Origin of the sequence: Micromonospora sp. NRRL B-16802 (genome assembly GCF_001279555.1) — a bacterium.
Lineage (GTDB): Bacteria > Actinomycetota > Actinomycetes > Mycobacteriales > Micromonosporaceae > Micromonospora > Micromonospora profundi.
Genome location: NZ_LGEB01000069.1, coordinates 76354 through 90621, shown reverse-complemented (window position 1 = coordinate 90621; position 14268 = coordinate 76354). Strand labels below are relative to the sequence as shown.

General features: G+C 69.1%; 10 protein-coding genes and 1 pseudogene. 7 read left to right on the top strand and 4 right to left on the bottom strand.

Annotated elements, in window-relative coordinates; all coding sequences use genetic code 11:
- Positions 1-297 precede the first annotated feature (297 nt).
- Entirely contained in the window at positions 298-1764 is a 1467-nt protein-coding gene (locus tag ADK66_RS19930) for an NAD-dependent malic enzyme (protein ID WP_053657512.1), read from the bottom strand.
- Positions 1765-1948: 184 nt separating this feature from the next.
- Between ADK66_RS19930 and hflX the strand changes: the two genes are divergently transcribed.
- A complete protein-coding gene (gene hflX / locus ADK66_RS19925) occupies positions 1949-3403 on the top strand; it encodes a GTPase HflX (protein WP_053657510.1) in 1455 nt (484 codons plus the stop codon).
- 50 nt (positions 3404-3453) lie between these two features.
- The gene (locus tag ADK66_RS19920; RefSeq protein WP_053657507.1) at positions 3454-5259 is read left to right on the top strand and encodes a hypothetical protein; all 1806 of its coding nucleotides are present in this window, start codon (positions 3454-3456) and stop codon (positions 5257-5259) included.
- Positions 5260-5392: 133 nt separating this feature from the next.
- Here the strand turns inward: ADK66_RS19920 and lexA are convergent, their stop codons facing one another.
- Entirely contained in the window at positions 5393-6178 is a 786-nt protein-coding gene (gene lexA / locus ADK66_RS19915) for a transcriptional repressor LexA (protein ID WP_053657505.1), read from the bottom strand.
- 607 nt (positions 6179-6785) lie between these two features.
- Here lexA and nrdR point away from each other — a divergent pair.
- The 3 genes from nrdR (at position 6786) to ADK66_RS19900 (ending at position 11078) form a co-directional block, all read left to right on the top strand.
- Entirely contained in the window at positions 6786-7289 is a 504-nt protein-coding gene (gene nrdR, locus ADK66_RS19910; protein WP_053657503.1) for a transcriptional regulator NrdR, read from the top strand.
- Positions 7290-7348: 59 nt separating this feature from the next.
- Complete coding sequence (locus ADK66_RS19905) at positions 7349-10234, top strand: vitamin B12-dependent ribonucleotide reductase (protein ID WP_053657533.1); 2886 nt, start codon at positions 7349-7351, stop codon at positions 10232-10234.
- Between the two features lie 163 nt (positions 10235-10397).
- Positions 10398-11078: a hypothetical protein gene (locus ADK66_RS19900; protein WP_053657501.1), complete on the top strand. Its 681-nt coding sequence runs from the start codon at positions 10398-10400 to the stop codon at positions 11076-11078.
- A 234-nt stretch (positions 11079-11312) separates the two neighbouring features.
- On the opposite strand, the gene ADK66_RS19895 is transcribed toward ADK66_RS19900, so the two are convergent.
- Together ADK66_RS19895 and ADK66_RS19890 are read right to left on the bottom strand one after the other, a co-directional pair.
- Complete coding sequence (locus tag ADK66_RS19895; RefSeq protein ID WP_053657499.1) at positions 11313-12119, bottom strand: LLM class flavin-dependent oxidoreductase; 807 nt, start codon at positions 12117-12119, stop codon at positions 11313-11315.
- 787 nt (positions 12120-12906) lie between these two features.
- Positions 12907-13263, bottom strand: coding sequence for a nitroreductase/quinone reductase family protein (locus tag ADK66_RS19890; RefSeq protein ID WP_053657496.1), 357 nt, complete (start codon positions 13261-13263; stop codon positions 12907-12909).
- A gap of 92 nt (positions 13264-13355) precedes the next feature.
- Here ADK66_RS19890 and ADK66_RS19885 point away from each other — a divergent pair.
- Positions 13356-13559: pseudogene (locus tag ADK66_RS19885) on the top strand (orotate phosphoribosyltransferase); the annotation flags it as partial.
- Between the two features lie 61 nt (positions 13560-13620).
- Positions 13621-14256, top strand: coding sequence for a DUF4291 domain-containing protein (locus ADK66_RS19880; protein WP_053657530.1), 636 nt, complete (start codon positions 13621-13623; stop codon positions 14254-14256).
- The last annotated feature ends 12 nt before the right edge of the window (positions 14257-14268 follow it).

Sequence of the window (14268 nt, the reverse complement as noted above, 5' to 3'; positions counted from 1 at the left end):
TGGCGCAACCAACACGCCCAACCCAAAACCGGATACGCGATCAACTCCAAGATCCGCCATCCCGATTACCCGTTCAAGGCCGCATGACGAGGCACTAGCTGCGGTCGGCCCGGCGCGCGTCGGCTTCCCCGGAGGTTCACCGTGCCCCCTTTGCGCTGCTTCAACGGACGCAACGGCCGGCGTCCGATAGTCGGACACCGGCCGTTGCGGTGGTTGAAGCAGAGCAAAGGACGCGCGACGACCACCCGGCACGGTTGTCGTCGCCGCGCCGACCACAGGCGGCGCTACATCCACCGCTCAGGGGGTGGCGCTGGCGTTGGCCGCGATCTCCGGAAGGTCGGCGGGGCCGGGGTCGGCGGCGGGGAGCGGGCTGGGGTTGTTCGCGGCAGCACGAACGGCGGCGGCGACCGCCGGGGCGACCCGAGCGTCGAAGACGCTCGGCACGATCACCGTCGGGTTGATCTTCTCTTCACCGACCACGTCGGCGATGGCCTGGGCGGCGGCGATCGCCATCTCCTCGGTGAACTCCTCGGCGTGCGCGTCGAGCATGCCGCGGAACACGCCGGGGAAGGCGAGCACGTTGTTGATCTGGTTCGGCTGGTCGGAGCGGCCGGTGGCGACCACCGCGGCGTGCTTGCGTGCCTCCCGGGGGTCGACCTCCGGGTCCGGGTTGGCAAGCGCGAAGACGATCGAGTCCTTGGCCATCTGCGCGACGTCGTCGCCGGTGAGCAGGTTCGGCGCGCTGACCCCGATGAAGACGTCCGCGCCCCGGATCGCGCCGGGCAGGTCGCCTGCGTAGTTCTCCTTGTTGGTGTTGTCCGCCAGCCACTGCCAGGCCGGGTTGAGCCCGGTCAGCCCTCGGTGCAGAGCGCCGTCCCGGTCGTACGCGATGATGTCGCCGACGCCCTGGCGCAGCAGCAGCTTCATGATGGCGGTGCCGGCCGCGCCGGCCCCGGAGACCACGACCCGGACGTCCGCGAGCTGCTTGCCCACGACGCGCAGGGCGTTGGTCAGCGCGGCCAGCACGCAGATTGCGGTGCCGTGCTGGTCGTCGTGGAAGACCGGAATGTCCAGCGCCTCGCGCAGCCGGGCCTCGATCTCGAAGCAGCGCGGCGCGGCGATGTCCTCCAGGTTGATCCCGCCGTACGCGGGCGCGATCGCCTTGACGATGGCCACGATCTCGTCGGTGTCCTGGGTGTCCAGCACCACCGGCCAGGCATCCACCCCGCCGAAGCGCTTGAACAGCGCGGCCTTGCCCTCCATCACCGGCAGCGACGCGGCCGGGCCGAGGTTGCCCAGGCCCAGCACCGCCGAACCGTCACTGACGACCGCGACGGTGTTGCGCTTGATCGTCAGCCGCCGTGCGTCCGCCGGGTTCTCGGCGATCGCCATGCAGACCCGGGCAACCCCAGGGGTGTACGCCCGGGACAGCTCGTCGCGGTTGCGCAGCGCGACCTTCGAGGTGACTTCGATCTTGCCGCCGAGGTGAAGCAGGAACGTCCGGTCGGACACCTTGCGCACGTCCACGCCGTCCAGCGTCCTGAGCGCGTCGACCACCTGGTCGGCGTGTTTGGCGTCGGCGGTGTCGCAGGTGAGGTCGACGATCACGTGGGTCGGGTCCGAGTCCACCACGTCCAGAGCCGTGACGATCGCCCCGGCCTCGCCGACCGAGGTGGTGAGCCGGCCGATCGAGGAGGCGTCCGCGGTCACGGCGATCCGGATGGTGATCGAAAATCCGGCGCTCGGCAGTCGGGTGATGGCCACGGGATCCCTCCGTCACGGCTGTACGGCCGGTCGACCGTCGCCCCGCATTTCTACCGGGTTGGCGGGGCACTCTGGCATTCGCCCCCACTTTTGGCGAGCTTCAGCACGGGCATATAGCAGGTGCATTGGGCGTTGTCTCATGTCAGGATTACGTTCTACTTATCAAATCGGACAGGAGAACCGCTTGCGAGACCAGGAGACCTTCGTCGGCGTCGAGGACGAGTTCGACGACGTCACCACCGGTGAGATGGAGCTGTCGGAGCGGCAGTCCCTCCGACGCGTCCCGGGCCTGTCTACCGAGCTCACCGACGTCACCGAGGTGGAATACCGGCAGCTGCGGCTGGAGCGGGTCGTCCTGGTGGGCGTCTGGACCGAGGGCACGGTGACCGATGCGGAAAATTCCCTGACCGAGCTGGCCGCGCTTGCCGAGACGGCGGGCTCGCAGGTGCTCGAGGGGCTGATCCAGCGCCGCTCACGGCCCGACCCGGCCACCTACATCGGTCGCGGCAAGGTCGACGATCTCAGCGCTGTGGTGCTCTCCACGGGCGCCGACACTGTCATCTGTGACGGTGAGTTGTCCCCGTCGCAGCTGCGCAACCTGGAGCAGCGCACCAAGGTCAAGGTTGTCGACCGGACGGCGCTGATCCTGGACATCTTCGCCCAGCACGCCAAGAGCAAGGAAGGTAAGGCGCAGGTCGAGCTGGCCCAGCTCCAATACCTGCTGCCCCGGCTGCGTGGTTGGGGTGAGACGTTGTCCCGGCAGACCGGTGGGTCCGGTCGCGGCGGCGGCGCCGGCGGCGGCGTGGGCGTGCGTGGTCCCGGTGAGACCAAGCTGGAAACCGACCGGCGACGCATCCGCCACCGCATCTCCCGGCTGCGCCGCGAGATCAAGAGCATGAAGACGGTACGCGTGACCAAGCGCTCCCGCCGTTCCCGCAACGCGATCCCCGCGGTGGCCATCGCCGGCTACACCAACGCCGGCAAGTCCAGCCTGCTCAACCGGCTCACCGGCGCGGGCGTTCTGGTGGAGAACGCCCTCTTCGCCACGCTGGACCCGACCACCCGTAAGGCCACCGCCTCCGACGGGCGGCTCTACACGCTCTCCGACACCGTCGGCTTCGTACGCCACCTGCCGCACCAGATCGTCGAGGCGTTCCGCTCGACGCTGGAGGAGGTCGCGGAAGCGGATCTGGTGGTGCACGTCGTCGACGGCACCCACCCGGATCCTGAGGAGCAGGTGCGGGCGGTCCACGAGGTGCTCGCCGAGGTGGGCGCGGACCGGCTCCCCGAGCTGCTGGTGGTCAACAAGACCGACGCGGCCGACGAGGACACGCTCCTGCGACTCAAGCGGCTCTGGCCGGACGCGATCTTCGTGTCGGCGTACTCCGGGCGGGGCATCGACGGCCTGCGTGAGGCCATCGAGGCGCGGTTGCCGCAGCCTGCCGTGGAGGTCCGGGCGATCCTGCCGTACGACAGGGGTGACCTGGTGTCACGGGTGCACCGGAGCGGTGAGGTGCTCAGCACCTCGCACCTGGCGGAGGGCACGTTGCTGCACGTACGGGTCAGCGCGGCGCTCGCCGCCGAGCTGGCGCCGTTCGACGTCGAGAGGCAGGGGCAGGCTGCCGTCAGCCTGCCCTGACCGATCCCGGCGTCATCCACCGGAAACGCTCGGCATGCGACACTGGCCGAATGCGCCGCGTCGTTTCCTCGGCCACGGTTGCCCTCGGCCTGCTCGGGGCAACCGTGGCGCTTGCCGGAGTGGCCGTTGCTGCTCCCGCACCCGGGCAGTCCGAGCCGCCCGCCGTCACTCCCGGTAAGAAGCGGTGCACGGTCACAGACGAGCGGCTGCGGGAGTTGTCCGGGCTGGTGGCGACCAAGTCCGGCTACATCGTCATCAACGACAGCACCGAGATCGCGGCGCGTAAGCGGGTCTTCTTCCTCGACAGCAAGTGCAAGATTGCGAAGGAGCCCGTCCAGTATTCCGGCGCTGGCCCCTTCGACACCGAGGACCTGGCGCTCTCCCCGGACGGTAAGACCCTCTGGATCGCCGACACCGGCGACAACATCACCGCGAAGGAACGCCGTAAGCGGGTGGCGCTCTGGTCGATGCCTGTCACCGGCGCCAAGCAGCCCGTGTTGCACCGACTCTCGTACCCGGAGGGCAAGCCGCACGACGCCGAGGCCCTCCTCATCGGCGACGACGGCAAACCGCTGATCATCACCAAGGTGACAAAGGGCAAAGCCGAGATCTACACCCCCGCGGCGGCCCTGAAGACCGGTGACACCGAGCCGGTGCCGATGCGCAAGGCCGGCGAGATCGCACTGCCCGCGACGGAGACCGACAACCCGCTCAACACGTTCGGCCGGGTCGCGATCACCGGCGCGGCCCGCTCCCCGGACGGCACCAAGGTCGTCCTGCGGACGTATGCCGATGCCTTCGAGTACGACGTGTCCGGCGGTGACATCGTCGGCGCGGTCACGACCGGAAAGCCGCGGGTGACTCCGCTGGCCGATCCGTTCGGCGAGGCGATCAGTTACTCCCCGGACGGCAAGAGCTTCCTCACCGTCTCCGACGGCGGTCAGTTCAGCGAGGACGACCCGGTCGACATTCTCGCCTACACGCCGTCCACCTCGACGGCTGCGCCGCTGGCGGCGGCCGGTGCCGCGAAGCCCGCGGCCTCGCAGTCCTGGTTCGACGGGCTGAGCCTCGACGAGATCACCTACCTGGTCGGCGCCGTCGGGCTTGTCGGCCTGCTGCTTGTCGGCGCGGGCATCTTCGGCATCGTGCGGGCCCGCCGCCGGCCGCTGGCCGCCGGGTCCGAAAAATCGGATCCGGACGGCGACCCCCTCGACCCGGTTCCGGGGCGCGGCGACGGCGACGGTCGTCCGGCAGGCGACGAGCGTCGGGGCGGCGTCTACGGCGGCGGCGCACCGGCGGGCGGCGCGGTCTACGGGGCCGGAGCGGCCCGTGGTGGGGCGGCGCCGGCGGCCGGAGCGGTGTACGGCGGTGGGCGTCCCGCAGCGGCCGACAACGGCGGCTACGGTGCTCCTCGACCGGGCGGCGGTGCCGCTGGCGGTGGTGCCGGTGGTGGCGGTGTCTACGGCGGCGGCGGTCGTCCTCCGGGTGGCGGCGGTCGGCCCGGCGGCGGTGTCTACGGCGCTGGCGGCGGCCAGCCCGGCGGTGGCCGGGGCGGCAGTCAACCCGGCGGTGGCCGAGGTGCTGGCCAGCCGGGCAGCGGTCGAGGTGGCGGTCAGCCCAGTGGCGGCAGGGGTGGTGGCCAGCCTGGCGGTGGCCGTGGTGGCAGTCAGCCCAGTGGCGGTCGGGGCGGTCAGCCCGGCGGTGGTCGTGCGGAGCCTCCGCGGCGTGGCGGGCAGGAGCAGCCGGACTATCGGGGTCAGCGGCCCGCCCGCAGGCGCGACGACGAGGCGCCCATCGACCCGTACGGGCAGCATCCGGGTGGCCGTCGCGGCCCTAACCGAGGCGACCGCTACTGACGGCTCGGAGCCTGCGCGACGCGCGAACGGTCGCAAGATGGTGCTCGGTCGAGGGGCAACGCGTGCGCTCGACCGTGACGCGACGCGCGAACCGTCGCGGGTGAGCGCCGTGGGGCACTCACCCGCGGGCCGGTCAGATCCGGCGTAGCACCGCCACGACCCGGCCCATGATGGTGGCGTCGTCACCGGGGATCGGGTCGAAGGCTGGGTTCTGCGGCATCAGCCAGACGTGGCCGTCGCGCCGCCGGTAGGTCTTGACGGTCGCCTCGCCGTCGAGCATGGCGGCCACGATCTCGCCGGAGTCGGCGGTCGGCTGCTGCCGGACGACCACCCAGTCGCCGTCGCAGATCGCCGCGTCGAGCATCGAGTCGCCCTTGACCTGGAGCATGAAGACCTCGCCCTCACCCACCAACTCGCGGGGGAGGGGGAAGATGTCCTCCACGGCCTGTTCGGCGAGGATCGGCCCACCGGCGGCGATCCGTCCGAGCATCGGCACGTACGCCGGTGTCGGCCGTTGGGCGCGTGACAACTCGTCGTCGATGGCCTCGCTGGGGGCCCGGACGTCCACCGCGCGCGGCCGGTTGGGGTCGCGGCGCAGGAGGCCCTTCTTCTCCAGTTCCTTGAGCTGGTAGGCGACGCTGGACGGCGACACCAGGCCGACCGCCTCGCCGATCTCGCGAACGCTGGGCGGGTAGCCGTGGTGCTCCACCCAGGTGCGGATGAACTCCAGGATGCGACGCTGGCGGGCGGTCAGGTCGACCGTCGCGGGGTCGGGAAAGGCGCTGACCACCGGCGTGACCGGGCGCACGGCGGGCTGACCCGTCCGGCTGCGCGCGGCGCTGCGGCGTCGGGTGGCCGGCGGGCCCGCCTCGGTGATCTGCTGCGGGCTCTTCGGCCGGCTAGCCCGGTCCTCGGTCACGTCCGTCCTCCCTGGTCGGCGCTGGGTGCCTCGTCGGCTCGTGGTGCGTGCGGGGTGCTCTAACAGTGGTGCTCGAACGCTCGTGCTCGAATGGTGCCGTGCGCCGGGTGCTGAAGATCCAACGCGCCCGGCTGTTCCTGACCGTATAGGTGAGATCGGTCATTTTCAAACATCTGTACGACCTCTCACCGGCGTGTCGGGGTGAAAAACCACTCCGGTCGTACGGATGTTCTGATAAATGGTACGTCGGGTAGCACGGATGTTCGAACAGCGACCGTTTTCCGGGCGACTTCAGCCGGCTGGCCGGTAACCGGGTCGGGGTCGCGGCGTTGGGTCTTCCGGCGGGGGCGATGGGTGCGGATGACCGGATGGTCCGTGACGCGCCGGACACGCCGGTCAACTTGACCCGAGTACGCCAGCGACATACGGTCGACCCCTAGATGTAGTAGTGACACGGGCGTAAGTTGCCCACAGGTTGGGTTCGACTACCGACCGCACTCCCGCAGCGCCGGCCACGGCGGGCGTCAGCTCCAGCTGGCACCGCCGGGTCGAGTCGTGCCCGGAAGTGCCCGCTACGCCGTGGTTGATCATGATTAGGAGGTAGGCGATGCGGTGTCCGTACTGCCGACACGCCGACTCCCGGGTGGTCGACTCGCGGGAGGCCGACGACGGCCAGCTCATCCGGCGGCGGCGGTCCTGCCCCGAGTGCGGCAAGCGGTTCACCACGGTCGAGGAGGCGGTCCTCGCTGTCGTCAAGCGCAGCGGGGTGACCGAGCCGTTCAGCCGGACGAAGATCATCGGCGGGGTGCGCAAGGCGTGCCAGGGCCGGCCGGTCGACGAGGACTCGATCGCGTTGCTGGCCCAGAAGGTCGAGGAGACCGTGCGGGCCAAGGGTGCGGCCGAGATCCCCAGCCACGATGTGGGGTTGGCCATCCTGGGCCCCCTGCGGGACCTGGACGAGGTGGCGTACCTGCGGTTCGCCAGCGTCTACCGGTCCTTCGACTCGCTTGCCGACTTCGAGCAGGAGATCGAGACATTGCGCGCCGCCGCCCGCGCCCGTGCGGGCGCGGCGGAGGCCGGGGCGGCGGGGACCGCCGGCCGTACCAACTGAGGTTTGTGTTCTGACAGGTGGACGCGCGGCGTGGCCGCGCGGACGAGGGGGCGGATGAGATGTCGGGGGATGGTGTGACGACAAGCAGGTCACGTAGCAAGGCCGGCGCGAGCGCGGGGCTGAAGATCGAGCGGGTGTGGACGACCGAGGGGGTCCACCCGTACGACGAGGTCGCCTGGGAGCGTCGCGACGTCGTGATGACGAACTGGCGGGACGGCTCGATCAACTTCGAGCAGCGCGGCGTGGAGTTCCCGGAGTCGTGGAGCGTCAACGCGGCGAACATCGTGACCACGAAGTACTTCCGGGGCGCGGTGGGGACCCCGGAGCGCGAGTGGTCGCTCAAGCAGCTGATCGACCGGGTGGTCACCACCTACCGCACCGCCGGTGAGGAGTACGGCTACTTCGCCAGCCCCGCCGACGCCGAGGTCTTCGCCCACGAGCTGACCTGGATGCTGCTGAACCAGGTGTTCAGCTTCAACTCGCCGGTCTGGTTCAACGTCGGTACGCCGTCGCCGCAGCAGGTCAGCGCGTGCTTCATCCTCGCCGTGGACGACTCGATGGATTCCATCCTCGACTGGTACAAGGAAGAGGGGTTGATCTTCAAGGGCGGCTCCGGTTCCGGCGTCAACCTGTCGCGGATCCGCTCGTCCCGTGAGCTGCTCTCCTCCGGTGGCACCGCCTCCGGCCCGGTCAGCTTCATGCGCGGCGCTGACGCGTCCGCAGGCACCATCAAGTCCGGCGGCGCGACCCGGCGGGCGGCCAAGATGGTCATCCTCGACGTGGACCACCCGGACATCGAGGAGTTCGTGATCACGAAGGCGCGCGAGGAGGACAAGATCCGCGCGCTGCGGGACGCCGGCTTCGACATGGACCTCGGCGGCTCCGACATCGTGAGCGTGCAGTACCAGAACGCCAACAACTCGGTGCGGGTCTCCGACGAGTTCATGACGGCCGTGCAGAACGGCGGCGGCTTCGACCTGCGCGGCCGGCTGGACGGCTCGGTGATCGACACCATCGACGCCAAGAAGCTGTTCCGTACCATCTCCCAGGCCGCGTGGGAGTGCGCCGACCCGGGCCTGCAGTACGACGACACGATCAACGACTGGCACACCTGCCCGGAGACCGGCCGGATCACCGCGTCGAACCCGTGCTCGGAGTACCTGCACCTGGACAACTCCTCGTGCAACCTCGCCTCGCTCAACCTGATGAAGTTCCTCCGCGCCGACGGTGGCTTCGAGGTGGAGAAGTTCGTCAAGTCCGTCGAGTTCGTCATCACCGCGATGGACATCTCGATCTGCTTCGCCGACTTCCCGACCGAGAAGATCGGCGAGACCTCCCGCGCCTACCGGCAGCTGGGCATCGGCTACGCCAACCTGGGCGCGCTGCTGATGGCCACCGGCCAGCCGTACGACTCGGACCAGGGTCGCTCGGTCGCCGCGGCGATCACCTCGTTGATGACCGGCACCGCGTACCGCCGCTCGGCCGAGCTGGCCGGCGTCGTCGGCCCGTACGACGGCTACGCCCGCAACGCCGAGCCGCACAAGCGGGTCATGCGCAAGCACGCCGCCGCGAACGACGAGATCAAGCCCACCAGCCCGGTGGCCACCGCGATCGTCCGCGAGGCGACCAAGCAGTGGACCCAGGGCAACAAGATCGGTGACCGCAACGGCTGGCGTAACTCGCAGGCCAGCGTCCTCGCGCCGACCGGCACCATCGGCTTCATGATGGACTGCGACACGACCGGTGTTGAGCCGGACCTGGCGCTCGTCAAGTTCAAGAAGCTTGTCGGCGGCGGCTCGATGCAGATCGTCAACCAGACGGTCCCGCGCGCGCTGCGCAGCCTCGGCTACCCCGAGGAGCAGGTCGAGGCGATCGTCGAGCACATCGCCGACAACGGCCACGTGGTGGACGCCCCCGGCCTCAAGCCGGAGCACTACGCGGTGTTCGACTGCGCGATGGGGGAGCGGTCCATCGCCCCGATGGGCCACGTGCGGATGATGGCGGCGATCCAGCCGTTCGTCTCCGGCGCCATCTCCAAGACGGTAAACATGCCGGAGGCGGCCACCGTCGAGGACGTCGAGAAGATCTACTTCGAGGGCTGGAAGCTCGGCCTCAAGGCGCTGGCGATCTACCGGGACAACTGCAAGGTCGGCCAGCCGCTCTCGGTGGCGAAGAACAACAAGGCCACCGAGCCGGCCGCCGTCGAGGCCGCACCGGCCGCTGTGGAGAAGGTCGTCGAGTACCGCCCGGTACGCAAGCGCCTGCCCAAGAAGCGCCCGTCCGAGACGGTCAGCTTCTCCGTCGGTGGCGCCGAGGGTTACCTCACCGCGTCGTCCTACCCGGACGACGGCCTCGGCGAGGTCTTCCTCAAGATGTCCAAGCAGGGCTCGACCCTGGCCGGCGTGATGGACGCCTTCTCGGTGGCCATCAGCATCGGCCTCCAGTACGGCGTGCCGCTGGAGACGTTCGTCAGCAAGTTCACGAACATGCGCTTCGAGCCGGCCGGCATGACCGACGACCCGGACGTGCGCATGGCGGCGTCGGTGATGGACTACATCTTCCGTCGCCTCGCACTGGACTTCCTGCCGTACGAGCGCCGCGCCGAGCTGGGCATCTTCACCGCCAGCGAGCGGGCCGCCCAGCTGCGGGCCGAAGCCGACGCGGAATCCGCAGGGGTCACCGGGGCTGAGCTCACCGCGATGGCATCGTCCGCGCCGGTGGAGGCTCCGGCCAAGCCGGAGGCCGTCGCCCAGCCGGCCCAGGAGATGGCCGACGTGGCCGCCGCCAAGCCGGCGCCGAGCGTGGGTTCCAGCACCGAACTGCTGGAGGCCGTCATCGGCAAGGCCGCCGACGCACCGCTGTGCTTCACCTGCGGTACGAAGATGCGCCCCGCCGGTAGCTGCTACGTCTGCGAGGGCTGCGGCTCCACCAGCGGCTGCAGCTGACGTACGCGATCAGTGCTGCCCCGGCCTCCTGCGAGGTCGGGGCAGCGCCGTTTCCAGGCTCTTCCAGCCCTGGGAGCGTGCAGAGGTGGGCGCCCGGCCAGCGGCTATGAGCGTGCATTCTCACCGAGTCTCGCGTGTCGGTGCTTCGGCGTAGGTTCAGCGGGTGACCGTGTACGACATCGCTGCCAGGCTGCCCTCCATCGACGTGCTGCGGGACCGCTGCAAGGCACTCGCCGTGCTGGAGTGCATCGTCGACGAGGGCGAGCCCTACTACGCCTACACCCGATCTTGGGGTGACGACGAGGCGGCACTGATGAGCAACGGCAGCGGCGACGAGTGGACAGTGGTGTTCACCGCCGATGGCGCCTTCATCCGCGTGTTCGACCATGAGTCGGCGATGACGCCCTATCGCGATCCGGACCACGAGCTGTGGCCCGGACTGCTCGACGGTCTCCCGGCGGTGTTCCGTCCGCAGATCGAGGAACCAGCGTTCGGCGACGAGGAAGGCCAGTTCGTCGCCACCGCTGTCCTGTGGCGGCTCTCCGGTGACGACCGGTGGCACGCCGGCGAAGCCATCACGTTCCCCGCGCTTCGCGGACCGTACGACAGCAACGCCCCGGACGGCTCTGATCTGCTCGAGATCCTGCTCGACGACATCGTCGATCGGTACGTCACGTTCGCCGAGGACTACTACGAGATCGAGGTCGACCCGGCGGTGGTCGAGCACGTCGTCGCGCACCGTCCGCTTACTGACGCAGTCGTGCAAGCTTTGAACCCGAAGGCAACCGTTTTCGGGCTCCACACGGACATCGCCGCGATGAGATATCCGATCGGGGCGACGTGACACCAGGCGCAGACCCGGATCGCCTCGGCTGCATGCTGGTCGCTCACCGTATCCGGCCGGTCAGCCAGGTCACGCGGATCGCGGCATGAGCGGATGTTGCTCACCTTACCGACGGGTTTCATAGTGGAAGCTCGCTTCCGGCAGAGCGTTGAGGACCGTGACGATGGTGTCGCCTTCCTTAGGTGTCGGCTCTCCGGACCGGCGTGTTCGCCGTCGTCATTCCTCGGCGGCGAACTACCGTCCGCCTAGCTTGGCCACGACTGGAGCGAACGTGTCGGCGAAGTCGGCGCCGATGACGAAGTAAGAGAAGCCGATCTCTTCCCGTCGCCGCTGAATCTCCTCGGCGGCGGCCGCCGGATCCTCCGGAAGCGTGACCAACGAGTCCGCCGCGCGAGCGGCGGCAGTGTCGGTGTCGGGAGGCGCCATGTACGGCGCGACCCGGTCGCCGATGACCGACACGGCATTCGCGAGCTCGACGTCGCGGACGGCGCGCAGGTCGCGTGCCAGCCGCGTGACCTCGGCCCGGGACTCATCTGGCGCCTGCACGAAGGTGACCGTGTCGGCGACCTCGGCCGCCAGCGCCCGAGCCTTCGGACCGCGGACGGCCATCGCCACCGGCGTGTGCCGGTCGGGGCCGTCGAAATCTTGCAGCCTCCGGACGGTCTCGCGTATCCGGGCCAGCCGCTCGTGCGGCGGGACGGCCGGCATTCCCTTGTCGCGGAGCTCGTCATCGATTCCTGGCCGGCCGGTGCCGATGCCCAGCTCGAAGCGTCCGTCGGTGAGCTGCGACAGCGAATGCGCCTCCCACGCCGTCAGCCAGGCCGGGCGTAGCGGGGAGGCGTACACCCATGTGCCCACTCGCAAGTCGGTCAGGGCCGCGGCGGTGGCCAACGTGGGACCCGGCGCCGGTTGCAGCAGCGGGAAATCCGGCATCAGCAACGTCGAGTAGCCGCTGTCGTCGATGCGGCGCACCTGGGCCAGCCACGTCGGCAGGTCAGTACTGAGCGGGGCAACGACCCCGAAGCGAAGCGGTCTCGTCATGCCTGGAATCCCCTCTGTGGTCGGGCGAGATCATCTGCGCCCGCGGTCAAGGTATGGGCCGCGGATCCCCCCGGAAATCATCGGTGCAGCCGGGATCGTCGACACGCTCCTGCGAACGCTCCGAATCTTGCCAGCTTCGCGCGTTGCTCAGCTACGGCCAGACGCCATGTAAGCGGAGATTCCCTCACTCTCATCGGCAGAAGCGGATGTGCCCTACACCCGGTTCTGGCTGGCTGGTAACCGAACGTCACTGGCGGAACCAGTCCGGCGTGGCGTGCCGATAGGTGCCACCGGATCAGCCGTCTTCGTCGCCCTCGGTTGGGCGTGGTGGGCGATTGTGCTTAGCCCACTCGTCCACCTCGTCCGCGTCCCAGATAGTCGTTCCGATCAGGCGGGCCATCGGCTCAGGGAAGCCGGGTCGGCGGGTGATATGCAGTACCCGCTGCCTCGACACGTTGAACAGGCCAGCCAACTCGCCAGGCCCGTACAAGCGTGGTCGCTTCACAGCCTGATCGTAGGTGCGCGCTGGGCTGCCAGCCGCACTGGAACGGCGACAGCAACGAGGAGGACGGCCGTCGCCAGTCTCAGCTGGACGTTTCCAGGGCGGTGATCGAACCGCAGGGCTTGACCGGCGCGGCCCGTCGCTATGAATCCTTGTCAGGTCGGTGAACGCATCCGACCTCGACGTGGGCACCGTTGCCGCCACTGAAGGCTCTTGCGCCACCCCGAGTGCACGGCACGCCTCCTACTCCTGGCGCCTCGCGCATGTCCGTGAAGTCGGGCGGTGTCAGTCGAATTCGATCTCCACCAGAGGGCTTCCGGCGATCCAGCTTTCCAAGCTTCCGGCCCAGTCCAGGGTCGGGACGATCTCGCCGAGCACGAGTGCCCGCTCGTCCGGGTCGGTCACGGGACGCCCTCGCACCTGCACATCCAGGCCGGCCAGATGCAGCGTGAACTTGGGATGCGTGAGCACATTGGCGTACCAGTCACGTGCTCCCGGGCTCCCCGTGAGCCAGTAGCGGCCGCTGGCCTGATAGCGCCATATCTCCATCCTTCTCGGCTGACCGCTCCGCCGCCCGGTCGTGGTGATGTCCACAGTGCGCTGCCGCTCCAGAGCCTGTCGTGTCTCGTCCGTCACCGTCATGTGCACATGCTCGGACCTTGAGTGGGCTTCAGGTCAAGGCCGTGGGCAAGAGGCGGTTGGTAGCCGGCCAGGGGAGATGCGAGGCTCGCCGCGTGACTTCTCCCCTTGCGCGTCGCGTCTACGAAACGTGCCACCTGACCGGGTCGTTCCGCCTGCGCTCCGGTCAGACCAGCGACGAGTACTTCGACAAGTACCTGTTCGAGGCGCAGCCCGGTCTGCTGCGCGAGGTGGCCGAGGCGATGGTCGCCCTGCTGCCCGAGTGTGACGCGCTTGCGGGGATGGAGATGGGTGGCATACGTCGCGACCTGGAATCCTCCCTGCTGGCCTGACAGCCGCACGATCGGTGATGATCAGATGATGTCCGTTCCCGCCCGCCAGATCCGCGCCCGCTACTCGGCCGACACCATCACCGTGTACCAGGCGTATCCCCCACAGATAGCGCTGCCGGCGGTGGCGGCCGGCCGTTTCGTGGCCCCCTTCAAGCGGGACCGGATGACGTGGATCAAGCCCTCGTTCCTGTGGATGATGTATCGCTGCGGCTGGGCCACCAAGCCAGGGCAAGAGCGCGTGCTGTCCATCGACATCACGCGGGAGGGATTCGAGTGGGCCCTGGCACGAGCCAGCCTGAGTCACTACGACAAAGACCTGCACGGGGACAGGGCAACCTGGTCGCGGCAACTGAAGACCAGCCCCGTACGAGTGCAGTGGGATCCGGAACGGTCACTGCAACTGACGGCGTTGCCGTACCGGTCATTGCAGGTTGGGTTGTCCCGCGAGGCCGTCGACCGGTACGTCGACGACTGGGTTGTTGCCATCACCGACATCACCCCCAGGGTGCACCAGATCCGGAACCTCCTGCGCGGCGGCGACGAACAGGCGGCGACAGCTCAACTGCCTGTCGAGCAGGTCTACCCGCTGCCGGATCAGATCGCTGCCGGTCTCGACGCCAGCCCTGACACCACCCGAAAAGTGCCCGAGCAGCACGCACAGTGATGGCGTTTACCT

Bases quoted from the DNA above. Each gene is read 5' to 3' on its own strand.
- ADK66_RS19920 (WP_053657507.1), top strand. From the start codon at position 3,454: ATGCGCCGCGTCGTTTCCTCGGCCACGGTTGCCCTCGGCCTGCTCGGG.
- nrdR (WP_053657503.1), top strand. From the start codon at position 6,786: ATGCGGTGTCCGTACTGCCGACACGCCGACTCCCGGGTGGTCGACTCG.
- ADK66_RS19905 (WP_053657533.1), top strand. From the start codon at position 7,349: ATGTCGGGGGATGGTGTGACGACAAGCAGGTCACGTAGCAAGGCCGGC.
- ADK66_RS19895 (WP_053657499.1), bottom strand. From the start codon at position 12,119: ATGACGAGACCGCTTCGCTTCGGGGTCGTTGCCCCGCTCAGTACTGAC.
- ADK66_RS19890 (WP_053657496.1), bottom strand. From the start codon at position 13,263: ATGACGGTGACGGACGAGACACGACAGGCTCTGGAGCGGCAGCGCACT.
- ADK66_RS19880 (WP_053657530.1), top strand. From the start codon at position 13,621: ATGTCCGTTCCCGCCCGCCAGATCCGCGCCCGCTACTCGGCCGACACC.